At 68.0% G+C, this 26,528-nt stretch carries 22 protein-coding genes; 15 read left to right on the top strand and 7 right to left on the bottom strand.

The window, feature by feature from the left end:
- Positions 1–7 precede the first annotated feature (7 nt).
- The 3 genes from SBI67_RS07425 to ligD form a co-directional block, all read right to left on the bottom strand.
- Positions 8–319, bottom strand: a complete 312-nt coding sequence (locus SBI67_RS07425) for a hypothetical protein (protein WP_318979924.1) — start codon at positions 317–319, stop codon at positions 8–10.
- A gap of 305 nt (positions 320–624) precedes the next feature.
- Positions 625–1,047 carry an STAS domain-containing protein gene (locus tag SBI67_RS07420; protein ID WP_318979923.1) on the bottom strand — a complete coding sequence of 141 codons (423 nt, stop codon included), beginning with the start codon at positions 1,045–1,047 and terminating at the stop codon, positions 625–627.
- A 234-nt stretch (positions 1,048–1,281) separates the two neighbouring features.
- Positions 1,282–2,508, bottom strand: a complete 1,227-nt coding sequence (gene ligD / locus SBI67_RS07415; protein ID WP_318979922.1) for a non-homologous end-joining DNA ligase — start codon at positions 2,506–2,508, stop codon at positions 1,282–1,284.
- Between the two features lie 54 nt (positions 2,509–2,562).
- Here ligD and fadD2 point away from each other — a divergent pair, with 54 nt between their 5' ends.
- The 4 genes from fadD2 to SBI67_RS07395 all read left to right on the top strand — a co-directional run bounded on the left by fadD2 (position 2,563) and on the right by SBI67_RS07395 (position 7,421).
- Positions 2,563–4,233, top strand: coding sequence for a long-chain-fatty-acid--CoA ligase FadD2 (gene fadD2 / locus SBI67_RS07410; RefSeq protein ID WP_318979921.1), 1,671 nt, complete (start codon positions 2,563–2,565; stop codon positions 4,231–4,233).
- A 110-nt stretch (positions 4,234–4,343) separates the two neighbouring features.
- On the top strand, positions 4,344–4,892 hold the full coding sequence (locus SBI67_RS07405; protein WP_318979920.1) for a hypothetical protein: 549 nt from the start codon (positions 4,344–4,346) through the stop codon (positions 4,890–4,892).
- Positions 4,893–5,090: 198 nt separating this feature from the next.
- Positions 5,091–6,623: an MprF family protein gene (locus tag SBI67_RS07400; protein WP_318979919.1), complete on the top strand. Its 1,533-nt coding sequence runs from the start codon at positions 5,091–5,093 to the stop codon at positions 6,621–6,623.
- Between the two features lie 9 nt (positions 6,624–6,632).
- Positions 6,633–7,421, top strand: a complete 789-nt coding sequence (locus tag SBI67_RS07395; protein ID WP_318979918.1) for an SDR family NAD(P)-dependent oxidoreductase — start codon at positions 6,633–6,635, stop codon at positions 7,419–7,421.
- A gap of 68 nt (positions 7,422–7,489) precedes the next feature.
- On the opposite strand, the gene SBI67_RS07390 is transcribed toward SBI67_RS07395, so the two are convergent.
- The 4 genes from SBI67_RS07390 to SBI67_RS07375 form a co-directional block, all read right to left on the bottom strand.
- Complete coding sequence (locus SBI67_RS07390) at positions 7,490–9,679, bottom strand: acyl-CoA dehydrogenase family protein (RefSeq protein WP_318979917.1); 2,190 nt, start codon at positions 9,677–9,679, stop codon at positions 7,490–7,492.
- A gap of 73 nt (positions 9,680–9,752) precedes the next feature.
- Entirely contained in the window at positions 9,753–10,751 is a 999-nt protein-coding gene (locus SBI67_RS07385; protein ID WP_318979916.1) for a 2-hydroxyacid dehydrogenase, read from the bottom strand.
- Positions 10,727–11,860 carry an alpha/beta hydrolase gene (locus SBI67_RS07380; RefSeq protein WP_318979915.1) on the bottom strand — a complete coding sequence of 378 codons (1,134 nt, stop codon included), beginning with the start codon at positions 11,858–11,860 and terminating at the stop codon, positions 10,727–10,729. The genes SBI67_RS07385 and SBI67_RS07380 overlap by 25 nt, the downstream gene beginning before the upstream one ends.
- Entirely contained in the window at positions 11,857–12,480 is a 624-nt protein-coding gene (locus tag SBI67_RS07375; protein ID WP_318979914.1) for a TetR/AcrR family transcriptional regulator, read from the bottom strand. Before SBI67_RS07375 ends, SBI67_RS07380 begins: the two co-directional genes overlap by 4 nt.
- Before the next feature lie 90 nt (positions 12,481–12,570).
- On the opposite strand from SBI67_RS07375, the gene SBI67_RS07370 reads away from it, so the two are divergent.
- From SBI67_RS07370 to eccD, 11 genes are all read left to right on the top strand, one after another.
- The gene (locus tag SBI67_RS07370; RefSeq protein ID WP_318979913.1) at positions 12,571–13,140 is read left to right on the top strand and encodes a VOC family protein; all 570 of its coding nucleotides are present in this window, start codon (positions 12,571–12,573) and stop codon (positions 13,138–13,140) included.
- Between the two features lie 80 nt (positions 13,141–13,220).
- Positions 13,221–14,099 (top strand): oxygenase MpaB family protein, encoded by an 879-nt coding sequence (locus SBI67_RS07365; RefSeq protein ID WP_318979912.1) that lies wholly within the window; start codon positions 13,221–13,223, stop codon positions 14,097–14,099.
- Positions 14,100–14,306: 207 nt separating this feature from the next.
- Positions 14,307–16,148 carry a type VII secretion AAA-ATPase EccA gene (gene eccA, locus SBI67_RS07360; RefSeq protein ID WP_318979911.1) on the top strand — a complete coding sequence of 614 codons (1,842 nt, stop codon included), beginning with the start codon at positions 14,307–14,309 and terminating at the stop codon, positions 16,146–16,148.
- Positions 16,145–17,719 carry a type VII secretion protein EccB gene (gene eccB, locus SBI67_RS07355; RefSeq protein WP_318979910.1) on the top strand — a complete coding sequence of 525 codons (1,575 nt, stop codon included), beginning with the start codon at positions 16,145–16,147 and terminating at the stop codon, positions 17,717–17,719. The genes eccA and eccB overlap by 4 nt, the downstream gene beginning before the upstream one ends.
- Positions 17,719–21,660, top strand: coding sequence for a type VII secretion protein EccCa (gene eccCa / locus SBI67_RS07350; RefSeq protein ID WP_318979909.1), 3,942 nt, complete (start codon positions 17,719–17,721; stop codon positions 21,658–21,660). Before eccB ends, eccCa begins: the two co-directional genes overlap by 1 nt.
- A complete protein-coding gene (locus SBI67_RS07345; protein WP_318979908.1) occupies positions 21,660–21,968 on the top strand; it encodes a PE family protein in 309 nt (102 codons plus the stop codon). Before eccCa ends, SBI67_RS07345 begins: the two co-directional genes overlap by 1 nt.
- 35 nt (positions 21,969–22,003) lie before the next feature.
- Positions 22,004–23,554 carry a PPE family protein gene (locus SBI67_RS07340; protein WP_318979907.1) on the top strand — a complete coding sequence of 517 codons (1,551 nt, stop codon included), beginning with the start codon at positions 22,004–22,006 and terminating at the stop codon, positions 23,552–23,554.
- Positions 23,555–23,606: 52 nt separating this feature from the next.
- Entirely contained in the window at positions 23,607–23,900 is a 294-nt protein-coding gene (locus SBI67_RS07335; RefSeq protein WP_062657390.1) for a hypothetical protein, read from the top strand.
- 20 nt (positions 23,901–23,920) lie between these two features.
- Positions 23,921–24,208 (top strand): WXG100 family type VII secretion target, encoded by a 288-nt coding sequence (locus SBI67_RS07330; RefSeq protein WP_024450930.1) that lies wholly within the window; start codon positions 23,921–23,923, stop codon positions 24,206–24,208.
- A complete protein-coding gene (locus SBI67_RS07325; protein ID WP_318979906.1) occupies positions 24,209–25,093 on the top strand; it encodes an ESX secretion-associated protein EspG in 885 nt (294 codons plus the stop codon). It abuts the gene before it with no gap.
- The gene (eccD, locus tag SBI67_RS07320; protein WP_318979905.1) at positions 25,075–26,499 is read left to right on the top strand and encodes a type VII secretion integral membrane protein EccD; all 1,425 of its coding nucleotides are present in this window, start codon (positions 25,075–25,077) and stop codon (positions 26,497–26,499) included. Before SBI67_RS07325 ends, eccD begins: the two co-directional genes overlap by 19 nt.
- Positions 26,500–26,528: the final 29 nt, after the last annotated feature.

Genomic DNA, 26,528 nt, shown 5'->3' with positions numbered 1-26,528 from the left:
CCCGGTATCACGGGCACTGTCCGTTGTTGACGCACGTCGGTGCCGCCGTCGCCTTGAATGTCGGGGCCGCGAACGTGGTGGCCGGTTGTGACGCCGGCACCTGCGCGGTGGCGGTGGAACCCAGCTTCATGGCCGCCGTGGGATTGATCAGCATGGCCGGCACGGTCGGTGACGAGTAGGTGCCGGTGGTCGAGGAGTCTCCCGACCCGCCGGCGACCGTGGTGCTCTGGGCGCCGCCGTCGATGATCTCGATCAGGATGGCGACGAGGACAGCCCCGCCGCCGACCGTGGCACACACTCTCTTCTGCAGATCCGCCATCGTCGCTCCTTCGGGGGACTGGGCACGAAGTGACGGCATGAATAAGGACGCGGGAGGGTCCGGAATTCCCGAAATAAGCTGTCTCAGCAGGCTTTACGCCCATCCACACGGGACAGGCAGCTCACAGGTGGGCGACGCGCGATCGTCGACGGCAACGGCCGAGAACAGCAGAAGGACCGACCGGCGAGTCGGGTGACTCGCCGGTCGGCCTTCTACGATGGAGTTAGTGAGCCGGCTTGCGGTGACGGCGTACGAGAGCGGTCAGCCAGCGAACGTCGATCAACATGGTGGTCCGCCTTTCTTTGTTATGCGGTCTTGTGCAGCAGGGGCAGGAGGCGCCGGCGGGCCAGAGTGCCCTCGGCGAAGTGATGCAGCGCCTCGGGAACCGACGCGGTGATCGGGAAGGCGTCGTCGAGGAGCTGCAGGATGTCGAGCACCTCCGGGCTGGCCACCAGGGCCCATTCCACTCCCGCCAAGTCGCACTCGTCGTCGAGTCCGTACAGCAGGGACACGCCGCGCGCCGACAGTCCGCTGACGCCGCTGAGGTCCAACACGAACGGCTTCTCGGTGAGGACCAACTGCCGGACCCGATGGGTGAGTCGCTCGAAGTTGGCGTCGTCGATGACGCCGGTCAGTGTCGCGACGGTCGCCAGATGGCGGCACTGCGCGCGCAACTGGGCACCGTCACACTCGACCGCCGGATTGCCGTACCGGAATGCGATCGTCATGTTTGGGCCTCCCTTCGGTGTCTCTTCACGTTGGTGAACGTGCTACCGAAGTTATCCGCCGAATTTAAGGTACCTGGGAGTACGCATTAATACTTTGCTAAGAAGTGCCCCTGAAATGCGCGTAAGGGTTTACTGAGAAAATCGAACATTGCTGCGCTGCAACGTCTTTCGCTAAAATAAGACAATTTCTCAGTAACTGGAGTCAACTTACCGGGCAGTAGCCTCACTGCATTCTCAGCGTCGAAACTGGCCGCCGGTGTAACCGATCCACGGCGAATAATCGGCGATCAACGCCTCCTGCGCAGGGCGTTCGTCCTCGGGTACGTGCTGCAGATTGATCCGCACCCGGTACCAGATCGAACTGGGCCCGCGCATCCCGTCGATGAGGACGTCCACCGGGGTGAGCCGTCGGGCGGCGCCGGGATGGCGGTCGCGCCACACGTCGAGCGCCGCCAGTGCCTCGTCGCGGGTCTTGGTCCTGGCCACCTCGATGAGCGGCATGGTCGATTGCCGGCGCCCGTCCTTGGGCGCCTTGCCCCGCTTCTCCATCGGCCCGAGTTCCTCGGCCAGCTCGAGCAGCGGCTCCAGCCCACCCGCCGAATTGTCCATGCCCTCCCACGGATCGCCCATGTCGGCGAACCGCGCGGGCACGGTCGCGATGGTGAAGGCCTCGGCGCGGCACTGGGGGACCTCATCCCAGCGCAACGGCGTCGATACCCGGGCATCCGGCGTCGCGCGAACCGAGTAGGCGGAGGCCACGGTGCGGTCCTTGGCGTTCTGGTTGAAATCCACGAACACGCGCGCGCCGCGTTCCTCCTTCCACCAGCGCGCGGTGGCCAGGTCGGGAGCGCGCTGTTCCACCACCCTGGCCACCGTCTCCGCAGCCAGCCGGACCTGTTTGAACGGCCACTGCGGATGGATGCGGGCGTAGATGTGGAAACCGCGCGACCCCGAGGTCTTGGGCCACGCCGTCAGTCCGTGATCGGCGAGCACCTCGCGGGCCACCTGGGCCACCGCCAGAATCTGCTCCCACTCCACGCCCGGCATCGGATCCAGATCGACCCGCAGTTCGTCGGGATGGTCCAGGTCGGCGGCGCGCACCGGGTGCGGATTGAGGTCGACGCAGCCGAGGTTGACCGCCCAGACCAGTCCGGCGGCATCGCTCAGGACCGCCTCCTTGGCCGAGGTGCCCGAGGCGTACTTGAGTTCGGCCACCTCGATCCACTCGGGCCGTTTCTCCGGCGCCCGCTTCTGGAAGATCGCCTCCTCGGTGATGCCCTTGACGAAGCGCTTCAAGATCATCGGCCGGTCCGCGACACCGCGCAGCGCGCCATCGGCGACGGCCAGGTAGTAGTCGATCAGATCGCGCTTGGTCACCCCCGCATCGGGGAAAATCACCTTGTCGGGATGGGTGACGGACACCTTTCGGCCACTCACGTCCCATGCGACCGAGTCGGCCATAGCGCCATCCTAGTTAGCTCTCCGGCTGCGACCTGAGTCACATATGGTGGCCGTATGTCCAGTCTCTTCAGCCTGCCGGCGCAGGCGGTGGCCAAAGCCCAGCAGTATCTCGACCGCGGCTCGGCGGAGCTGCACTATGCGCGCAAGATGTTCGAGGCCGGTGCCTTCAAGCTCGAGCCGCCGCAGAACTTCGTCGCCATGTTGGCCGATATCCGCCGCTGGGGGGAATTCGGGATGATCCCGGCGCTCAACGCGCGGCGTTACCCGGACCGGATCGCCGTCATCGACGATGACGGCACGATCACCTTCGCGGAACTGGACCAGGCCGCGCACGCCGTGGCCAACGGACTGCGCACCATGGGCGTCAAAGGCGGCGACGGCGTCGCCCTGCTGGTCCGCAATCACCGCTGGTTTCTCATCGGCCTGTATGGCGCAGCCCGGGTCGGTGCCCGCGTCATCCTGCTCAACAGCGAGTTCTCCGGTCCGCAGATCAAGGAGGTCTCCGAACGCGAAGGCGCGAAAGTCATCATCTACGACGACGAGTACGCCGGCGCGGTGGCGCAGGCCGAACCCCCGTTGGGCAAGCTGCGCGCCCTGCCGACCAATCCGGACAAGCCCGACGAGCCGTCGGGCACCGATGACACGTTGGCCGATCTGATCAAGCGCAGCAGCAAGCAGCCCGCGCCCAAGGCCACCAAGCATTCCTCGGTGATCATCCTGACCAGCGGCACCACCGGGACCCCCAAGGGTGCCAACCGCAGCACCCCACCGTCACTGGCGCCCATCGGCGGCGTGCTGTCACACGTCCCGTTCCGCTCCGGCGAGGTCACCGCGCTGCCCGCGCCGATGTTCCATGCGCTCGGGTTCCTGCACGCCACCATCGCCATGATGCTGGGCACCACCCTGCTGCTGCGTCGGCGCTTCAAACCGGCGACCGTGCTGGCCGATATCGAAAAGCACCAGGTGACCGCGATGGTGGTGGTCCCGGTGATGCTGTCGCGGATCCTCGACGAATTGGAGAAGACCCAGCCCAAGCCCAACCTGTCCAGCCTGCGGATCGTGTTCGTGTCCGGCTCCCAGCTGGGCGCCGAACTGGCCACCCGGGCGCTCAAGGACCTGGGGCCGGTGATCTACAACCTGTACGGCTCCACCGAGATCGCCTTCGCCTCCATCGCCCGGCCCAAGGACCTTTCCATCAACCCGGCGACGGTCGGCCCGCCGGTCAAGGGCATCACGGTGAAGATTCTCGACGACAACGGGAACGAGGTGCCCCGAGGCGACGTGGGGCGCATCTTCGTGCGGAACACCTTCCCCTTCGAGGGGTATACCGGCGGGGGTGGCAAGCAGATCATCGACGGCATGATGTCCTCGGGCGACGTCGGATACTTCGACGAGAACGGACTTCTCTACGTGTCCGGCCGCGACGACGAGATGATCGTCTGCGGTGGCGAGAACGTCTTCCCCGCCGAGGTCGAGGATCTCATCAGCGGACATCCCGAGGTGGTCGAGGCGACCGCCCTTGGCGTCGAGGACCGGGAGTTCGGTGCGCGGTTGCGCGCCTTCGTGGTGAAGGCCGAGGGGGCCACCATCGACGAGGACGCGATCAAGTCGTACGTCAAGGAGAACCTGGCGCGCTACAAGGTGCCTCGCGACGTCGTATTCCTCGACGAGTTGCCGCGCAACCCGACCGGGAAGGTCCTCAAGCGCGAGCTGCGCGAAATGTGATGCCGCGCATGGTGTTACCGGGCCGATAACGTTCCCTTTTGCGCTGCCATCCGGCGTCCTACCCTTGGTGGGGTGGCAACTCGGATATCTCGACATCGGTGGACGCACCCATGACCGGCAGGGTGTTGTCCGACGAGCAGATTGCCGCCATGACGCCCGGTCAGCGCCGGGACCTGATTCGCCGGCTGCAGCGACCGGTCGACGATATGCGGCCGGCGGGACTCGCGTCGTTGTTGCGGCGCACCCACCTCGGCCTGATGGCCGGCGGCGCCTTCTTCATGGTGCCGTGGATCGTCTACCTTTCCATCACGCTGCCGCCCAGCTATCTCGTCCGGAATTGGACGGTGACCTGGGTGGGTTTCGACACGCTGCTGGTGGGGTTCATGGTCGCGACCGCGGTACTGGCCTGGCTGCACCGGCAGATGCTGGTGTTCTTCGCCTTCACCACAGGCATCCTGCTGGTCTGCGATGCCTGGTTCGACGTGATGACCTCGGATCCCGGTGATCGCCGGGCCGCGGTGCTGACCGCGGTGCTCGGCGGTTTGCCGCTGGCCACCATCCTCATCGCGGGCGCCCTGAGCATCGTGCGCCTCAACGCCGTGCGGTTGTGGCAGTTGACGCCGGACCAGACACTGTGGCGATTGCCCCTGCTGCCATGACCCGACGATGACCCGATGCGGTTGTGTGTGCCCGACTCGGCGAGCGGAAAAGGGCCGGAGGTCCCTACCGCGGACGAGCCGTGCACGATTAGCTGGACTCAGTTCTGCACGGGCCGGGTTGCCGGTGGGCGGACCGGGTACCTAGGGCCAACTGGTCGTTGAACGGCCCGGGGAACGAGACCGAAAAGAGGGCAGCCGGTGATCGCCTCTGCTGTCCGCCGCGCGACCCGAATCGGTGATGTCGCCAGCCGTGACCGCTTACTGCTCGCGGCGCCGTCCACCCGCGTGCGTCACATCGCGGCGCTGGCGACGGGCATCGGCCTCGTCACACTGCTCGAGGTGCTGATCCGTGAACGCGGCGAGGGCGATTGGAGCGGGCTCGGCCGCCTCACCTGGACACTGGCCCTGCTCGTCGCCGTGGTGACCGTCACGCGCGGGCTGTCACTCGGACGGCCGGTGGTGGGCGCCCACGCCGTCATGGCCGTGGCAATGCTGGCGACGGGTCTTGCCGCGCATGTGCTGGGCCGCGGGATCGTCGGTGACGTGCTGGTGGTGTCGGCCGCGGTGGTACTGACCTGGCCGGCACCGTCACCCTTCGACCCGAAAGACGGTGCGCGGGTGCGACCGCTGATCGCCGAGACCGAGGACGACCCGTTGGCGCCGTTCGCCGTCGCATCCACCAAGCGGGTGTTCCTCGGCGTCGACGGCACTGCTGCGGTCACCTATCACACCCGCGTCGGTGTCGCGGTGGTCAGCGGTGATCCGGTCGGTGATCCGCAGGCGTTCCCGGCGGTGGTCGATCAGTTCGCCACGATGTGCCGGCAACTCGGCTGGCGCATCGCGGTGCTCGGCTGTTCCGAGCGGCGGTTGGGCCTGTGGCGCGCTGCCGCCGTGGCAGGACAGCGGCTCAAAGCAGTGCCCATCGGCCGCGATGTGGTGATCGACGTGGACTCGTTCACCATGCAGGGCCGCGCTTTCCGCAACCTGCGGCAGGCGGTGCGAAGGACCGAACACAGCGGTGTGACCACCGAGATGCTCCGTGAGGACAGGTTGACCCGACCCCAACGCCGGGAACTCGAGGCGGTGGTACGAGACTCCCACCGGCAGTGGCGCTTTGAGCGAGGCTTCTCGATGACGCTGGACCACGTGTTGGAGGGCCGTTATCCGAGCGTCGTGCTGATGGTCGCGCGCGATCGGAACGGTAATGCGCAGGCCTTTCAGCGGTATGCCCTGGCCGGGTCGGGCAGCGATGTCAGCCTGGATATCGGATGGCGGCGGCCCGGCACGCCGAACGGTATCGACGAACGGATGACCGTCGATATGATCTCGTGGTGCCGTGAGCGCGGCGTCAAACGAATGTCCTTGGCTTTTGCGCCTTTTCCGGAGCTGTTCGAATCCGATCACCGAACCGCAGCGTTCCGGATCGCGTACCGGCTGACGCATGTCGCGGACCCGTTGATCAAACTGGAATCGTTGTATCGGTACCTGCGCAAGTTCCATGCCCTCGGCGCGCAGCGGTACGTACTGGTGCCGCTGTGGCATCTGCCGACCGCGGTGGTGGCTCTGATCAGCCTGGAGTTCCTGCCCCGGGCGAAGAAGCGTCGCCACACGCAGCCCGAATTTCCCGGAGATCGTGTCTTCTTACGGCCGGTCGGTGTGACGAACGCCCCGGCGGGGCGTGGTCTGCTGGAGGTGCTGCGCACGGGAATAGATGACCGATTCCACGGGTAGTAACTGCTCGTGAATATCGACCTCTCCGGAAAAACCGCGCTCGTCACCGGCTCCACCCAAGGCATCGGCCTGGCCATCGCCGAAGGCCTGGCCCGCAGCGGGGCCCGGGTGGCCGTCAACGGCCGCACCGCCTCGCGGGTGGACGAGGCGGTGCAACAGCTGCGAACCACCGGCGGTGACGCCTTCGGAGTGGCAGCCGATGTCAGCACCGCCGAGGGCACCGACCGGCTGCTGGCCGAACTGCCCGATGTCGACATCCTGGTGAACAACCTGGGCATCTTCGGTGCGGTTCCGGCCCGCGAGGTCACCGACGAACAGTGGCGCACCTATTTCGAGGTGAATGTCCTTGCCGCGGTGCGGCTCATCCGCGCCTATCTGCCGGGCATGACCGAGCGGGGCTGGGGCCGGGCAATCCAGATCGCCAGTGACTCCGCCATCGTGATCCCCGAGGAGATGATCCACTACGGGGTCTCCAAGACCGCGTTGTTGGCGGTGTCACGCGGCTTCGCCAAGGACGCTGCCGGCACCGGCGTGACGGTCAACTCGGTGATCGCCGGGCCGACGCACACCGCCGGCGTGGAGGATTTCGTCTACCAATTGGTGGACAAGAACCTGCCGTGGGACGAGGCGCAGCGCGAATTCATGCGCAAGCACCGGCCGCAGTCGCTACTGCAGCGACTCATCGAACCCGCCGAGATCGCGAACATGGTCACCTATCTGGCGTCGCCGCTGGCGTCGGCCACCACCGGCGGAGCACTGCGGGTGGACGGCGGATACGTCGATTCCATCCTGCCGTGAGCGTCGAGACTACGGGTCGTGGCGGGGTTTTCGCGCGAACACGCCACGAACCGTAGTCTCGGCGGCGGCTACGGGTCGCGGGGCAGGCCCAGCAGGCGTTCGGCGATGATGTTGAGCTGCACCTCGGTGGTGCCGCCGTAGATCGTCGTCGCCCGGCTGAACAGCAGGTAGTCGGCCCACTTGCCGGTGATCTGGTCCTTGTCGCCGATCACGGCGTCGGTGCCGAACGAGGACACCCCGAACTCGGCGTAGCCCTGACCGGTCTTCATCGAGAGCAGCTTGGAAATGGCCGCGGCCGGCATCGGGTCACCGCCGGCCAGGGTCAGCAGAGTCGAACGCAGGTTGAGCACCTTGGCGGCGTACCCCTCGGCGATGAGCTTGCCCGCGTGGTTCTGCTCGATCTGGTCGAACTGCCCGTTGGCCAGGAACTGCACGAACTGGTCCAGGCTGGCCAGGAACGGCGGCTCGCCGCTACCGATGGACACCCGCTCGTTGGTCAAGGTGTTGCGGCTGACCTCCCAGCCGCGGTCCACCTCGCCGAGCACCATCGAATCCGGCACGAACACGTCGTCGATGAAGACGGTGTTGAACATCGCGTCGCCGGTCAGCTCGCGCAGCGGCTTCACTTCCACGCCAGGCGATGTCATGTCCAGCAGGAAGTAGGTGATGCCATTGTGCTTGGGGACGCTGGGGTCGGTGCGGGCCAGCAGGGCGCCCCACTGCGAATACTGGGCACCGGTGGTCCAGATCTTCTGCCCGGTGATCCGCCATCCGCCGTCGACCTTGGTGGCCTTGGTGGTCAGGCTGGCCAGGTCGGACCCGGCGCCCGGCTCGGAAAACAGCTGGCACCAGATCATCTCGCCGCGGAAGGTGGGCGGCAGGAACTGCTGTTGCTGCTCGTCGGTTCCGTAAGCGACGATGGACGGGATGATCCACGCCGCGATGCCCATGTTGGGCCGCGCGACCCGACCGGTGCCGAACTCCTGCGCGATGATGATCTGCTCGACCGGACCCGCGTCCCGCCCCCACGGCTTGGGCAGGTGCGGCTGTACCCAACCGCCCTCGGCGATTGCGGCGTTACGTTCCTCGCGCGCAATGGCTTTCAGGGCAGCGACCTCGGCCCTGATCTCTTCGCGCAGCTTCTCGGTCTCCGGGTCCAGGTCGATGTCGAGCTTGCGCAGGCCGGTGCTCGTTGCGGTGTCGACCACCAGCTGCGGATAGTCGGCGGCGCGCCCGAAGCTGGCGGCCAGCACCAGCGCCCGACGGTAGTAGACATTGGTGTCGTGTTCCCAGGTGAACCCGATACCGCCGTGCACCTGGATGCACTCCTGCGCGCAGTGCTGCGCGGCGACCGGGGCCAGCGTTCCCGCGACGGCCGCGGCGAACTCGAAGTGCGAATCTGTCGTGCCGCCGGTGAACTCGTCGAGTGCCCGAGAGGCATCCCAGACCGCGGCGGTGGCCCGCTCGGTCTCGGCGATCATGCCGGAGCACTTGTGCTTGATGGCCTGGAACTGACCGATGGGCCGGCCGAACTGTTCACGGATCTTGGCGTACTCGACGGCGGTGTCGGTGGCCCACCGGGCGACGCCGACACATTCGGCCGACAGCAACGTGGTGATGAGCGCGCGGGCATGGCCGCGGGTGAGGTTGGAAAGGACCTTGTCCAGGCCGATCTCGACGGCGTTGGCGCGCACATGGGCCACCGGGCGCAGCGGGTCGATGCTGGTGACGGGTTCGATCTCCAGCGCGTCCGCGTCCAGGACCACCCATTCCTCGCCGCTGTCGATCGACACCGGTAGCACCAGCAGTGCGGCTTGTGCGGCCGCGGGCACCGCTCGCACCTCACCCCGGATGGTGAGCGTGTCGTCGTGCCGGGTGGCCGTCAGCCCCGAATCGATGGCGTAGGCGGCGATGACCGCGCCGGAGGCCAGCCCGTTCAGCAGCGCCGACCGGGGGTCGTGGGCCGAGATCAGGGCGCCGGCGATGGCCGACGGCACGAACGGGCCGGGAACCGCGCCGTAGCCGAACTCGGCCAGGGTGATGGCCAGCTCGAGGATGCCGAAGCCCTGCCCGCCGACCTCTTCGGCGAGGTGCACACCGTTCAGCCCTTGCTCGGCGGCCGCCCGCCAATAGCTCGGTGGGTTGGCAATCGGCGTTTCCAGCGCCTCGTGCAGCACTTCGGAGGGGGCGACCTTGGCCACCAGGGACCGGACCGAATCGGCCAGGTCGTTGTGCTCAGGATTGATCGCGATCGGCATATGCGCCCTTCCCTAATAACCGGTGGGTTGGGGACGAGGTTACCCGCGTCGTGACGGGCGCCACTCCCGGGGGTTATCTGACTTCGTTTACCAGGTGCACCAGCGGCGCCGCGTCACGCAGCCGCCGGCAGTTGTCGACCGCCATCTCCAGGTAGCGACGCATGGTGTCGACGGTGTACCACGTGACATGCGGCGTCACCACGACGTTCTCCAGGGTCAGCAGGGCGGACTCCGCGGGCACCGGTTCCTCGGCGAAGACGTCCAGCCCCGCCGCGGTCAGGTGACCGCTGCGCAGCGCATCGATCAGGGCCGCCTCGTCGATGATCGGGCCCCGCGACGTGTTGACCAGGACCGCGCCGGGTTTCATCGCGGCGATCTCGTCGGCACCGAGCAGGTGCCGAGTCTGGTCGGTCAGCGGCAGGTGCAGCGAGACGATATCGCTGGCGGCCAGCAGCTCGGTCAGGGTGCGCCAGCCGGGGGAGCCGTCGTCGCGGGTGCTGGTGTGGACCACCTCGGCACCCATGGCCGTGACGATGGTCTCGACCTGTTTGGCGATATTGCCGTAGCCGATCAGCCCGACCGTGCACCCGCCGATATCGCGGACGGTTTCGCCCAGGCTGGGATCGGACGGCCATCCGCGTCCGGCCCGGGTGGCTCGGTCCAATGCCGGTAGCCTGCGCAGCGCCGCCAGCATCAGCAGCAGGGTGCCCTCGGCCACCGACGGCGCATTGGCGCCGGGCATGTTGGCAACCGCGATGCCCAGTCCGGTGGCGGTGTCCACGTCGATGGTGTTCACTCCGGCACCGAGTTTGTGCACCAGCTTGAGGCGCTTGCCCTGCTGCAGATCCTGTCCTGCGATGGGGCGCAGGACATGCCAGATCACCTCGGCGTCGGGCAGTTCGCGGTAGAACATCGCGTCGTCGTCCTCGGCGCACCACCGGACGTCCAACCAATCAGACTCCGGCGCAACGAAATCCAATACCTTCTGGCCGGGCGTGAAATGCGCGAGAACTCGCACCGGCGGGCGCTCGCGCGAGGAGTCATCGGCTAGCGCCACCGCTTCGCGATCCATCTGGCGATCGTATCGGCCTGTTCGCTGCGGGCGCCCGGGGTGGTGAAGTAGTGATCCGTGTCGATCGAGCACAGCGTTTTGTCCTGAGCCGCGAGGGCGTCGTAGATGCGTTGCGCGTCGGACGGATACACCCCGGTGTCCTGGTCGGCGTTGATTACCAGGGCCGGGCAGTCGATGAGTGCCAAATGCGGCTCGGCCCTGGTCTGGGCGTGCCGCAGGCTCCACATGCCGAGCCAGTTGCGGAGCGTGCAGGCCGCCGCGATACCCCGAGCGGATCGGTTGGCGTGCATGGGAACTCCTGCGTAGCACAGGTTCGCTTGGCGCCTGGTCGGTTCCAGTGTCGGGTCCACCATCCGGGGGTCGGCCCACGTGCGCAAGACCGAGAACGGCCGGTCGCTGAAGCCGGCCGCGCGCACGCGCTTGAGTTCGGCCTCGGCCCAGTCGGTGATGGACTCGTTGCGCGCGACTTGTGCCGCGCGGTAGCGGGTCACGAAGTCCGCGGAGTATGGCGGACCGTTCTGCCTGTGGAACAGGTCCAGCGCGAGATCGGTGGCCACCGGGTCGTTCTCGTCGATCACCGCGGCATCCATCCACGCTGTCAGGACGTCGGGTCGGCCGGGATGTGCGGCGCTGGCGACGTACCCGTCGGCCGGCGGCAGGTCGGAGACACCGGGAGCCGGGCGCATGCCCTCCAGCACCGGCCCGACATGGTTGTGCAGCGCCTGCGCCTGATAGGCCGCCATCAGCGATCCGCCGCCGGAATTGCCCAGCAGCACCACGGTTTCGATGTTCTGCACCTCCCGCAGCCAGCGCACGCCCACGCCGATGTCCACGAGTGCGTGGTCGAGCAGGAAGCTGCTCTCGAAACCACGGAAGCGCGTGTTCCAGCCCAGGAAACCGATGCCCCGGGTGGCCATGTAGTCGGCGAGATAGTGCTCGGAGAAATCGATCTGATAATGGGTGGCGACCATGGCGATCTTGGGCTTTCGGCCGACACCGCGGTAATAGAGCCCCTGACACGGATGGCCGCCGGCACCGGCGCGCAGGGCGGTCGGTGAGTCCAGTCCGACGAACTCACGGGATACCCCGGCGGCTGCGCTCCTGCTCATGGTGCGGCGGTCCCCTCGTGGTAGATCGTCCGGTAGAAGATGTTGGCCAGTGTGGCGATGCAGGCGTCGTCGTCGACGGTGGCCGCGCCGTCGCCGCTGAGCTGGGTGTAACAGAACTGGTTGAGCATCGACACCAGGGCCACCGCAACCAGCCGAGGGTCGTCGTCCGGGCAGAATCCCTGGCGCTGAGCATCTTTGACCATGGTGGTGATGAGGCCGATTGGGAGCGCGCAGATGTCGCGCCAGTACTGCGCGAAGTCGTCGTTGATCATGGCCAGCTGCGAGACGCTGATGATCTCGGCGAGCCGATGTCGGTAGGTGTGCCAGTGCGCAGCGGCTGCGGCGTGCGCCCGCTCGGCATTGCTGCGGCCCGGCTCGGCGGCTGCGCGTGCCCGGTCCCGGGCCTCGTCGCGAAACCGCAGCGCCCACTGCCGCACCATGGCTTCCTTGGAGTCGTAATAGTTGTAGAACGACGCGGTGGAACGGCCGGCCTCGGCCGCGATGTCGGCGATGGTGGCGGCCAGAATCCCCTTGCGAGCCACGACGTTCCGCGCCGCGATGTCGATGGCGGCCTGAGTCTGACGCCCGCGCACGGTCGGGAGTTGCACGCGTGCGGTCACCGAGTTCCCTCTCGTCCGGTAGGGCGTTGATCAAAACTGAATCTGATGTTAGATTCAGTTTCGGATCTGCGCTAGAGGTGGGAGATCGTCATGATCAAGCCGGACAATCCGAATCCCGAATTCCAACTCGGCGGTATCAACCACGTCGCACTGGTGTGTTCGGACATGCAACGCACCGTCGACTTCTACTCCGGCACCCTCGGTATGCCGCTGATCAAGGCGATCGACCTGCCTGGCGGTATGGGACAGCATTTCTTTTTCGACGCAGGCAACGGTGACTGTGTCGCCTTCTTCTGGTTCGCCGACGCGCCCGACGGTGTGCCGGGGATCTCGGCGCCGATCGCGCTCCCGGGTCTGGGGGAGATCACCAGCGCGGTATCGACGATGAACCACCTGGCCTTCCACGTGCCGCCCGAGAAGTTCGACGAGTACCGGGAGAAGCTCAAGGCCAAGGGCGTTCGGGTCGGACCCGTACTCAACCACGACGAGAGCGAGTGGCAGGCGTCGCCGACCCTGCATCCGGGGGTGTATGTGCGGTCCTTCTACTTCCAGGACCCGGACGGCATCACGCTGGAGTTCGCCTGCTGGGTCAAGCGGTTCGATCCGGACGAACCCAAGGTGGCACCGCGCACCGCGGCCGACCGCCGGGTGAAGGTCTGACTTCGTGAGCTCTTGACACCTGTCCAATCAAAGCGGCACTATCTGGAAACAACCGTTCGCAGATTTGGGTAGGGGTGTCCATGACCATTGCCGAACGCCCGGTCAACGAGGCTGCGCGGCACGCGGTGCGGCGGCTGCGCTGGGGCGCCAGTTTCGACGACGGACTGATGGGGGTGGCATTGTTGGCCGGCCCGGCGAACGTGATCATGCAGTTGGCCCGTCCCGGCGTCGGCTACGGCGTCATGGAGAGCAGGGTCGACAGTGGTCGGGTGGACCTGCATCCCATCAAGCGGGCCAGGACCACTTTCACCTATCTGGCGGTCGCCGGCCGGGGCAGCGACGCGCAGAAGGCGGCTTTTCGGCGCGCGGTCAACCGGGCGCACGCGCAGGTCTATTCCACCGCGGACAGTCCCGTGCAGTACAACGCCTTCGACAAGGATCTGCAGCTCTGGGTGGCGGCGTGCCTGTACAAGGGCGCGGTCGACGTGTACCGATTGTTCGTCGGGGAGATGGATGACGAGACGGCCGACCGGCACTATCGCGACGGCATGACACTGGGTACCACCCTGCAGGTGTCACCGGAGATGTGGCCCGCCGATCGCGGCGCCTTCGACAAGTACTGGGCCGAATCGCTGGATCAGGTGCGTATCGACGACGCGGTCCGTGAATACCTGTACCCCATCGCGGTGGCGCGGTTGCGCGGCTTGCGACTGCCCGGCCCGCTGCAGCGGCACGCCGAGGAGTGGGCCGGGTTGATCACCACCGGATTCCTGCCGCAGCGATTCCGCGACGAGATGCGGCTGCCGTGGGATGCCCGGCGTCAGCGCCGCTTCGACCGGTTGATCACGGTGCTGCGGACGGTCAACAACGCCATGCCCGCAGTCGTGCGGCAGTTCCCGTTCAACATTCTGCTCAAGGACCTCGACTGGCGGATCCGTACTGGCCGCCCCCTGATATAGCCAAGCTATAGCCAAGCTCTAGGCCAGTTCCAGCCAACTTGTGGCGCGCGCGCCGGAACCTCGCGGGGAACCGGCCGAATCGCGCAAATCACAAGGTCGCGGGGCACCGAACGTCTCGACAGTTAGCTTATGCAATGCTAACTTCACCGGAGTTAGCATAGGCAAACTTAAGGAGACGGCGGGCGGCGTTGTGCCCCGCGATGGCATATGGAAACGGTCAGTGGCACGCTCACGCCGAGCGTAGGAGCAGCACGCGTCGACCGCGACGTCGCAAGCAGGTTCGCGACGTGTTGTCGCGCCCTGGGACTGTCGGTCCACGAACGGCAGCGCCCCGCCGACCTTGCCGCCGCCCGGTCGGGCTTCGCCGAGCTGACCCGCATCGCCCGGGAACACTGTGACGGATGGGTCGGCCTGGCCGCCGCCGGAGCGGGAACCGGCGAGCACGCCGGCCGGGTCATCGAAACCATCTGGCGCACTGCCGCGACGCTGGGCGTCCTGCAGCGCGATATCGACCTGCACCCAGGTGCACTGGGCTTCACCTACGACACCGGGCTCTATCTGCAGTTCCGGGCCACCGACCGCGACGATATCCAGCTCGCCTATGCCGCCACCCTGGCCGATTCCGGTGACTTCGCCACCGCGGACAGCCTGGTGGCCGAGCTGGTCGAGCGCAGGCCCCATTGGCTGCAGGCGCGCTGGGTCCGGGTCGCGATCTTCCATCGCACCCGGCGGTGGGCCGACGTGGTGCGCCTGCTCACCCCCGTCGTCAACGCCCCCGACCTCGACGGGCACTACGCGCACGCCGCCCGGATAACCCTCGGTATCGCACTGGCCAACCTCGGAATGTTCGCCCCGGCGATCTCGCACCTGGAGAACCCGGAAGGCCCCGTTGCGGTGGCCGCGGTGGACGGCGGGCTGGGCAAGGCGCTCTCGCTGCGCGCCCAGGGCGAGGCCGACGAGGCTGCCGACGTGCTGGCCGCGCTGTACGCCGCCAATCCCGAGCATGCGGGAATCGAAGAGGCACTCCAGGATTCGTCGTTCGGGCTGGACACCACCACCGCAGCCCGGATCGACGCGCGCACCGATCCGTGGGATCCGGGCACCGAGCCAGGCGAGGGCGACTTCGTCGATCCGGGCGCCAAGGAGCGCAAGGCGCACCTGCTCACCGAGGCCGAGGCCGAACTCGCCGAGTTCATCGGCCTCGCCGAGGTCAAGTATCAGGTGGCCCGGCTGAAAAGTTCTGTTGCCATGTCGATCCGGCGGCAGGAGCGGGGGCTGGCCGTCGCCCAGCGCACCAACCACCTGGTGTTCGCCGGGCCGCCCGGTACCGGTAAGACGACCATCGCCCGTGTCGTCGCCAAGATCTATTGCGGTCTGGGACTGTTGAAGAAGGAGACGGTGCGCGAGGTACACCGCGCCGACCTCATCGGCCAGCACATCGGCGAAACCGAAGCCAAGACCAACGCGATCATCGACAGTGCGCTGGACGGCGTGCTCTTCCTCGACGAGGCCTACGCGCTGGTCTCCACCGGCGCCAAGAACGACTTCGGGCTGGTGGCCATCGATACCCTGCTGGCCCGGATGGAGAACGACCGCGACCGGTTGGTGGTCATCGTCGCCGGATACCGCGCCGACTTGGACCGCTTCCTGGACACCAACGAGGGTCTGCGTTCGCGCTTCACCCGCAGCATCGATTTCCCGTCCTACAGCGCACCGGAGCTGGTCGAGATGGCGATGCGGATGGCGGAGAAGCGGGACAGCATCTTCGAGGCGGCGGCGCACGACGAAATGGAGAAGTTGTTCGAGCAGCTGGCGCAGGGATCCACCCCGGATGCCGATGGCGTTGCGCGACGCAGCCTCGACATCGCTGGTAACGGCCGCTTCGTCCGAAACCTTGTCGAACGTTCCGAAGAGGAGCGTGAGTACCGATTGGACCACTCTCATTCCGACGACTTCACCGATGACGAACTGATGACGATCACCGCCGACGACGTGAGTCGCTCGGCCGGCCCGCTGCTGCGCGGTCTCGGGTTGACGGTGCCCGAATGAGCGCACAGGACAACGACGACCGCCGCGAATTCGCCTCGCGCACACCGGTGAACGACAACCCGGACCAGATCCGCTATCGGCGCGGCTTCGTCACCAGGCATCAGGTGTCGGGCTGGCGGTTCATGATGCGCCGTATCGCCTCCGGGGTCGCCTTGCACGACACCCGGATGCTGGTGGATCCGCTGCGCAGCCAGAGCCGCGCGGTGCTCGTCGGCGCGCTGGCGCTGGTCACCGGACTGGCCGGTTGCTTCGTGTTCTCGTTGATCCGGCCCGCCGGGGACGCCGGCACGTCGACCATCCTGGCCGACCGCGACACGTCCGCGCTGTATGTGCGCATCGGGGATGTGGTGCATCCCGCGCTCAACCTCACCTCGGCCCGGTTGATCGCCGGCCGGCCCGACAACCCGACGCTGGTCAAGAGCAGCGAGATCGACCGATTCGCCCGCGGCAACCTGATCGGGATCCCCGGCGCTCCGGAACGCATGGTGCAGAACATCTCTCGGGCAGCGGACTGGACGGTGTGCGACACCACCGCCTCGACGGCCGCCGCTCCGGCCGGGGTCTCCGTGCTGGCCGGAACCCCGGACCAGTCCGGCGAGCGGGCCGCCTCGTTGCCGTCCGACCGCGTCGTACTGGTGCAGAACGTCGGCGGCGTGCACGCCGGGACGTGGCTGTTGTGGAACGGTAAGCGCAGCCCCATCGACCTGGGTAACCGGGCGATCACCGACGCGCTGGGCCTCGGCACCCAGATCCCTGCCCCGCGGGTCATCGCCCCAGGCCTGTTCAACGCCATCCCCGAGTCGGCGCCCCTGGTGGCGCCCGCGCTGCCCGGCGCAGGCACCCCGCCCCGCTTCGCGGTGCCGGTCCCGGTTCCGGTCGGTGCCGTCGTCGCGGCCTACGAGGCGGACAACACCATTCGCTATTACGCCGTCGAGGCCGAAGGCCTGCAACAGATCTCACCGGTGCTCGCGGCCATCCTGCGCAACACCGATTCCTACGGCCTGCAACAGCCGCCGCGGCTCGGCGCCGATGATGTGGCGCGGCTGCCGGTGGCTTCGGGTATCGACACCGCTGCCTACCCGTCCGATGCGGTGACCCCGGTGGACGCCGCGGCGGACCCGGTGACCTGCGCGCACTGGTCCAAGCCGGCCGGCGCCACCGAAAGTTCGCTGACCCTACTGGCCGGCGCCGCGCTGCCGGTCCCGGACGGGCTGCACACCGTCGACCTGGTGGCTGCCGGCTCCGGCGGCACCGCCGATCGTGTCGCCCTGCCCGCGGGCCGCGGATACTTCGTCCAGTCGGTGGGCGCGGAAGCCGGTGCACCACAATCTGGTTCGTCCTTCTGGGTGAGCGATACCGGCGTGCGGTACGGCATCGACACCATCGGTGACACGAAAGCGGTCGAGGCGCTGGGCCTGACCCCGCCGCCGGTGCCCATCCCGTGGGCGGTGCTCACCCAGTTCGCGGCCGGGCCGACGCTGTCGCGCGCCGATGCGCTGGTGGCCCACGACGCCCTGCCCGCCGATCCCAGACCAGGCGTGGTCAACGCCGCCCGCGAGGGAGAAAACTGATGAGCCGGTTGATTTTCGAGGCCAGGCGGCGCCTGCCCGCACCGGAGGTCCGCAAGGGTGCCATCACCATCGAGGCGCCGCCCACATTGCCGCGGCTGGTGCCGCCGTCGCTGCTGCGCCGGGTGTTGCCCTACCTGATCGTGATCCTCATCGTGGGCATGATCGTGGCGCTGGTCGCCACCGGCATGCGGCTGATCTCCCCGACGACACTGTTCTTCCCCTTCGTGCTGCTACTGGCCGCCACCGCGCTGTACCGCGGGTCGGACAACAAACTGCGCACCGAGGAGGTCGACGCGGAGCGCGCCGACTACTTGCGTTACCTGTCGGTGGTGCGGGACAACGTGCGAGCCCACGCCCAGGATCAGCGTGCCGCACTGGAATGGTCGCACCCGAATCCCGATCTGCTGGCGGCGATCGCGGGCACCCGCAGGCAATGGGAGCGCGACCCGCATGACGCCGACTTCCTGGTGCTGCGAGCCGGTCTGCACGATGCGCCGTTGTCGGCTGCGCTGCGCGTCAAAGACGCCGTCGACGAGGTCGACCTGGAACCGGTCTCGCACACCACGCTGCGCGGTCTGCTCGACGTGCACGGCACCGTCCGCGCGGTGCCTGCCGGGATCGAGGTGGCCAAGGTTTCCCGGATCACCGTGCTCGGTGATCGTGACGAGGTCCGCGGCGCGGTCCGGGCCTGGCTGGCGCAGGCGGTCACCTGGCACGATCCCGCCGTGCTCGGCGTGGCCCTGGCCACTCCCGACCTGGAGCAGCCGGACTGGTCCTGGCTCAAATGGTTGCCCCACACCGACATTCCCGGTGCCGCTGACGGAGTCGGACCGGCTCGCTATCTGGCGACCGGCGCCGACGAACTGCGCGCGCTGCTGGCGCCGGTGCTCACCGACCGCGGGCCCTTCACCGGCGACGCCGCGGGCAAGCACCTGCTGATCGTGCTCGACGACCCGGAGATCGACGCCGACGATATCCTCGGCCGGGCCGGGGCCGCCGGTGTGACCCTGATCCACTGCGGCACCAAAGAGCCACATCGCGAACAATATTCGGACCCGGAGCGGCCGATCCTCAAAGTCGTCGACGGCAGGATCGCGCGGTGGCAGAGTGGCGGCTGGCAGCCCTATATCGACGTCGCCGACACGTTGTCCGACGCCGCGGCCACCCACCTGGCGCGCCGGTTGGCCCGCTGGGACTCCAATCCGGACCGGGCGCGCACTGCCGCGTCGGGTGCCTCGACGTTCACCACGCTGTTCGGTATCCCGGATGCCTCCGCCCTTGATGTCGCGAGCCTGTGGGCGCCGCGCAGCCGCGATGACGAACTTCGGGTGCCGATCGGTGTGACCGCCACCGGTGAACCCCTGATCTTCGACCTCAAGGACGAGGCCGAGGGCGGCATGGGCCCACACGGCCTGATGATCGGTATGACCGGATCGGGCAAATCGCAGACGCTGATGTCGATTCTGTTGTCGCTGTTGACCACCCATCCGGCCGACCGGCTCATCGTCATCTACGCCGACTTCAAGGGTGAGGCCGGCGCCGATATCTTCCGGCACTTCCCGCAGGTGGTCGCCGTCATCTCCAACATGGCCGAGAAGCGGTCGCTGGCCGACCGATTCGCCGACACGCTGCGCGGTGAGGTGGCCAGGCGGGAACAGCTGCTCAAAGAGGCCGGCCGCGCGGTGCAGGGCAGCGCGTTCAACTCCGTCACCGAATATGAGGCGGCCATCGCGGCAGGGCACGACCTGCCGGCCATTCCGACATTGTTCGTGGTGGCCGACGAATTCACCCTGATGCTGGCCGAGCACCCGGAATACGCCGATCTGTTCGACTATGTGGCACGCAAGGGCCGGTCGTTCCGAATCCACATCCTGTTCGCCTCGCAAACCCTCGATGTCGGCCGGATCAAGGATATTGACAAGAACACCTCCTACCGGATCGGCCTGAAGGTGGCCAGCCCGTCGATCAGCAGGCAGATCATCGGTGTGGAGGATGCGTTTCACATCGAGGCCGGACGGGAGCACAAGGGCGAGGGCTTCCTGGTGCCCGCCCCGGGCGCGACGCCGATCAAGTTCCGCAGCACCTACGTCGACGGCATCTACGACCCGCCGCGCACCGCGCGTTCCGTGGTGGTGCAGTCGCTTCCGGAACCGCAGCTGTTCACCGCGGGACGGGTGGAGCCCGCGGTCGAGACCGTGATCCTGTCGAGTGAGCCGGACGAGGCACCGATCCCGCGCAAACTGATCACCACCATCGGCGATCAGCTGGCGGCCTACGGTCCGAAGGCGCCGCAGCTGTGGCTGCCCCCGCTGGACGAATCCATCCCGCTGGCCGACCTGCTGGCACATGTCGACGGACACCAGTTCCGCTGGCCGCTGGGTGAGATCGACAAGCCGTTCGAGATGCGCCGGGACACGCTGATGTTCACGGCGGATTCGGCGGCGGGCAATGTCGTGGTGCACGGCGGGCCGAAGTCCGGCAAATCGGGTGCGTTGCAGACGTTCATGCTGTCGGCGGCGGCCCTGCACGCTCCGGGTGATGTCAGCTTCTACGTCCTGGATTACGGTGGCGGGCAGCTGGCGCCGATGGCCGAGCTGGCGCACGTGGGTGGGGTCGCCTCACCACTGGAGCCCGAGCGGATCCGCCGTACCTTCGCCGAACTGGAACAGCTGCTGCTCGCCCGCCAGAGGCGCGGTGCGGTGCACCGGGCTGGCTCCTATGACGACGGCTACGGTGAGGTCTTCCTGCTGATCGACAACCTGTACGCGTTCAGCCGCGATAACGTCGACGCGTTCAACACCCGTAATCCCCTGCTGGCCAAAGTGACCGAGCTGGTCAATACCGGGTTGGCGTACGGCATCCACGTGGTGATCACCACGCCGAACTGGCTCGAGGTGCCGCTGGCCATGCGTGACGGGCTGGGGCTGCGGCTGGAGCTCAAGCTCAACGACTCGCACGACAGCAATGTCCGGGTGGTCGGGGCGCTGCGCCGGCCCGCCGAGGCGGTGCCCGCCGACCAGCCCGGCCGGGGTCTGACCATGGCCGCCGAGCACTTCCTGTTCGCCGAACCGGACCTGCGTCTGATCCCTGCGATCAACGCCAAGTACCCGGCTCGGCGGGCGCCCGAGGTGCGGTTGCTGCCCACTCAGCTGTCCCCGGACGCGCTGGGCCCGTTGTATGTCGGCGCCGAGCAGGTGGTGATCGGCCAGCGCGAAGAGGACCTGCGCCCGGTGGCGATCGACTTCGCCCGACACCCGCTGATGATGGTGTTCGGCGATACCCGCTCCGGCAAGACCACCCTGCTGCGGCACCTGATCCGCACCATCCGGGAGGGCTCGACCGAAGATCAGGCCGCGTTCACCGTCGTGGACCGCCGCCTGCAACTGGTGGACGAGCCGCTGTTCCCCGACAACGAGTACACCGCCAACATCGACCGGATCACCCCCGCCATGCTGGGCCTGGCTGCGTTGCTCGACAAACGTCGGCCACCGGCCGGGATGTCCCCGCAGGAGCTGCGGAACTGGACGTACCCGGGGCACACCCACTACCTGGTCATCGACGACGTCGACCAGATCCCGGACGGCCCCGCTGTCAGCGGACCGTACGTCGGGCAGCGGCCGTGGCCACCGCTACTGGCCTTGCTGTCACAAGCCGGTGATCTGGGACTGCGGGTCATCGTCACCGCACGGGCCAGCGGGTCGGCACATGCGGTGATGACCGCGCCGTTGCTGCGCAGGCTCAACGACCTGCAGGCGACCACGATCATGCTGTCGGGCAGCCCGGCCGACGGCGGCAAGTTGCGTGGGCACCGGTTCCACCGGCTGCCTCCGGGGCGTGCCGTGCTGCTGAGCGACAGTGCCGAGGCTACCCACGTGCAGTTGGTGAATCCCTCAGCTGCAGAACATGTTTCGGCCGGCACCAACGGAAAGGAATACAGCTGATGACGCTGCGAGTCGTTCCCGAAGGCCTGACCGCGGCGGCCGCCGCGGTCGAGGCACTCACCGCCCGACTGGCCGCGGCGCATGCCGCCGCCGCACCGGCGATCACCGCGGTGCTGCCACCGGCCGCCGACCCGGTGTCGCTGCAGACCGCGGCCGGTTTCAGCACCGCGGGCACCGAATACAACGCTGTTGCCGCGCTGGCAGTGGAAGAGCTCGGTCGTTCCGCCGCTGGGGTGGCCCAATCTGGGGCAAGTTACGCCGCCGGTGATGCGCTGGCCGCCTCGTCGTACCTGATTGCCCGCGGCTGACCCATGTTCACCCCCGTCGCTTCGCTCGCCCGGTCATGACAGCACCCATCTGGATGGCGCTGCCGCCCGAGGTGCACTCGGCCCTGCTCAGCAGCGGTCCGGGCCCCGGGCCACTGCTGGTCGCCGCGGGGGCTTGGCAATCACTCAGCGCCGAATATGCCTCCGCCGTCGCCGAACTGACCGCCACCCTGGGCAGTGTCGGCGCTGGTTCATGGGAAGGCCCGAGCGCCGAACAGTACATCGCCGCGCACCAGCCGTACCTGGCCTGGCTGGCCCAAGCGGGCGCCAACAGCGCGATCGCGGCCGCCCAGCACGAGACCGCGGCGGCCGCCTACAGCACCGCCCTGGCCACCATGCCGACGCTCGCGGAGCTCGCGGCCAACCATGCGCTCCACGGGGTACTGCTGGCCACCAACTTCTTCGGCATCAACACCATCCCGATCGCGGTGACCGAGGCCGACTACGTCCGCATGTGGATTCAGGCGGCCACCGTGATGAGCACCTACCAAGCGGTGTCGGCGGCGACCGTCGCGGCCACACCCGCGTTGCCGCCGACGCCGTTGTTGGTCAAACCCGGGGTCGGCGAAGCCGGCACCGCCACCGCGACGGCCACTCAGTCGGTCGCGCAGGCACAGGCACTGGATTCCGGCACCGCACTGGACAATTCGAACTCGATCCTGAGCTACCTGGAGTCCTACATCAAATCGCTGCCGGGCGGCGACCTCATCTGGGACTTCCTACAGAACCCGATCGGGATGACGCGCCAGATCATCATCGACTTCCTCACCAATCCGTCCGCGGCACTGGTGCAATGGGGTCCGTTGCTGGCCGCGCTGTTGTACCAGGTCATCTTTCAGCCGGTCGGCTGGGGAACGTGGGGCGCGCTGCTCGTCGCCCCGTTCCTGCTGCCGGTGCTGGCCGGTGTCGGTCTCGGCATGCTCGGGCTGCTCGCCCTGCTCCCAGCCCCCGAGGTTCCGGCCGAGGCGGTGCCGGAAGCACCGACGCCGCAGCGGGCCGACCAGCCCAACGTGTGGCCGGTCGCCAGCGTCGCCCCAACCATCGGCGCTCCCGCCGGTACGGCGGCCGGCGCACCGACCGGTACGGCGCCCGCCGGCGCGCCGGCCGCAACCCCCGCGGCGGCCACCACCGTCGCCTACGCGGTGCGCGGTGGCGATCCCGGTGAGGGCTTCACGCCGGTGATCCGCGATCGCACCGCGGCCTCCGCACCCGCCTCCGGATCGGCGGCCGCGGTGAGCTCGGCGGCGGCACTGAGCGCCGCGGAACGCCGGAAACGGCGCCGCAAGAAGGCCGCCGAGATCCAGGATTTCGCGTACGCCGACGAATACATGGACTATGACGAGAAAGCCGACCGCCCGCCCGTGCCGCACGAGCACGACCCTGCGGTCACAGCGTCCACCCGCGGGGCAGGACCGATGGGCTTCACCGGTGCGGTCAGCGGTGACGCCGAGAACACCACCGCCGCCGGCTTGACCGAGCTGACCGGTGACCAATTCGGCGGGGGACCGGTCAACCCGATGCTGCCCGGCACCTGGTCATCCGATGAGCAAGGGGGACAGCGCACCTGAACACGCCACCGCACGTGACCGTCATCGACCGACACATCGAGAAGGAAATTCCATGAGCATGCTCGACGCCCACATCCCCCAGATCGTCGCCTCGGAGACCGCATTCGGCGCCAAGGCCGCGCTGATGCGCAGCACCATTGCCCAGGCCGAGCAGGCCGCGACGGCCTCGCAGGCCTTCCACATGGGCGAGGCCTCGGCCGCATTCCAAGCCGCGCACGCCCGTTTCATCGAGGTCGCCGCCCGGGTCAATGCGCTGCTGGACATCGCACAGGCCAACCTCGGCGACGCGGCGGGTACCTACGTGGCGCAGGATGCCGCCGCCGCGAGCAGCTACACCTCCATCTGACCTTCCACCAGGAGAACATCATGTCGCAGATCATGTACAACTACCCGGCCATGCTGGGACTCGCCGGTGAGATGGCCGGGTACGCAGGCGCTCTCAATGCGGTGGGTGCGGATATCGCCGCGGAGCAGGCCGCGCTGGGCAGCGCCTGGCAGGGCGACACGGGAATGACCTACCAGGCCTGGCAGGCCCAGTGGAACACCAGCATGAGCGAGCTGGTCCGGGCGTACCAGGCGATGGCCAGCACACACGAAACCAATACCGTCGCGATGAACGCCCGCGACCAGGCCGAGGGTGCCAAGTGGGGCTAGATGGCTGCTAATGCGGTCGAGCTGACCGTCGAGCAGGCCTGGTACCTCGCCGAGTTGACCGGATCCGGTTCGCTCCCATGGGTACTGGCGATCACGCCGCCCTACAGTGAACCGTCCGCCGGTGCCGACTTCGCGGCCGCCCGCGTTGCCGAGCTGACCGACCTGGACGTGCTGTCCAGGGAAGGGACGGTGAATCCCGATGTTGCCCAGTGGATCCGGGTGGTCTGCCGGGCCCGGCAATGGCTGGAGCTGCGAGTGGTGAGCGCCACGGGCGACATGCTGCGGGGCGTCGTCGGCAGGCGGCAGGGCGACACCGTCGTCGCGCTGCGCAGCGGTGGACTGGTGACCTTCACCGAGGTGGATCTCGCCGACCCGTCCGACGTGGTCCCGGTGGTCACGGCCGGCCTACCAGGACGGCGGCCGGCCGGGTTCGACGAGTTCGCCATACCCATGCGGGCCGGCGCCCGCGCAGACGAGAAGCTGCGCAGCGGCGCTGATCTCAGCGAAGTCGTTGCCTACCTGGGCATCCCGGCATCGGCGCGGTCGGTGGTGGAGACGGTGTTCACCGGCCCGCGCAGCTACGTCGAGATCGTGGCCGGGGAGCACCGCGATGGCTACCGAGTGAGCACGGAGGTCGGGGTCAGCGTCGTCGACTGCGGTGCTGGACGCATCCTGGTGCACCCGCACCGGGCATTCGACGGGGAATGGGTGTCGACCTTCACCCCGGGGGCCGGCCCGGCGATCGCCGACGCGGTGGACCGCCTGACCGCAAGCCTGCCGGACGGCTCGTGGTTCGCCGACACCAGAAGCGATCGACCTTCAGCCACACCGTCCGACCGAGATTTCGACCAGAGAATGGAAAACCGATGCCCGACAACACTGTGATTCCGATCGTGCGGGTGGCCGTGCTGGCCGCCGGTGTCGATGAGGAGTCCGGTCGCGCGGCCGGCCGGCTCACCGAGCTGGCGCTGCCCGCCGAACTGCCGCTGCGCGAGATCATCCCGGCCGTACAGCGCACCGTGCGGCCCGCCGACGACGGTACCGATCTCGACGGCACGCCGGCCAGACTGAGCCTGGCCCCGATCGGTGGCGCGCCGTTCAGTCTGGATGCCACCCTGGACACTGTCGGGGTGGTCGACGGGGATCTGCTGGCGTTGCAGGAGATCCCGGCCGGTCCGGCCGCACCCCGCATCATCGAGGACATCGCCGACGCCGCCGCCATCTTCTCCACCGCCGGCGAGCGCGCCTGGGGGCCAGGTCAGATCCGACGGGGAGCCGCTGCGGCGGTGATCACCCTCGTGCTGCTGGCCACCGCATTGGCGGCCACGTTCCGGGTCGGTACCGGTCATGCGAGCGGGCTGTTCGGGCTGGCCGCAGTCGCCGTCGTCGCGGTGGTGGCGTCGCTGGCCACGCGGCCCAGGTCGGCTTCGCTGGGCACGGTGCTGGCGGTGACCGCACTGGCCCCGCTTGCCGCAGCGTTCGCGTTGGCCGTGCCCGGTGACTTCGGTGCGGCACATCTGCTGCTTGCCGCGGCCGGGGTGACCGCCTGGTCGATCATCGGGATCGTCGTGTTCGAGCGCGCCATCGCGACGTTCACGGCGACCGCAGTCACCGGATTCGGTGTGCTGCTGTTCGCCGCCCTGGCATCGGTGTGGGAGTCCACCCCCACCCGGATCGGCTGCGGATTGGTCGTTTTCGCGCTCGTGGTCACCGTCCAGGCCGCTCAACTGTCGGCTGTGTGTGCGCGGCTGCCCGTCCCCGTCATCCCCGCACCGGGTGACCCCACCCCGTCCGCGCCGTCGATGCGGGTACTGGCGGATCTGCCCCGCCGGGTCCGCGTCACGAACGCCCACCAGGCCGGTTTCCTGGCCGCCGGCGTTCTGCTGTCGGTCACCGGTTCGGTGGTCCTGGTCAGCGGGCCCGTGGTGTCGCCGTGGGCGTGGGTTCTGGTGGTTGCCGCGGCGGTCGGGACGGCACTGCGCGCCCGGGTCTGGGATTCGCCGGCCTGTAAGGCCTGGCTGTTGAGTCATTCGGCGCTGGTGACGGCGGCGCTGCTGATCGTCCTGCTGGTCACCGATCGCTATGCCGCGGCCTGGTGGGCGCTGGGCGTGCTGAGCCTTCTGGTCGCCGGCTGGGTGCTGGTGGCGTTGAACCCGCGGATCGCCGCGCCGGACACCTATTCGTTGCCGGCCCGCCGGTTGCTGGGCTTCGTCGCGGCCGCGATGGACGCTTCGGTGATCCCGCTGGCTGCCTACCTGCTCGGCCTGTTCGAATGGGTGTTGAATAGGTGAGCGGATCCCGCTGTCGTGCAGCACTAGTC

It is taken from the genome of Mycolicibacterium chengduense, from assembly GCF_033741155.1.
Lineage (GTDB): Bacteria > Actinomycetota > Actinomycetes > Mycobacteriales > Mycobacteriaceae > Mycobacterium.
Note: the sequence above shows the minus strand (reverse complement) of the source record. Positions and strands in the feature narration are given on the sequence as shown.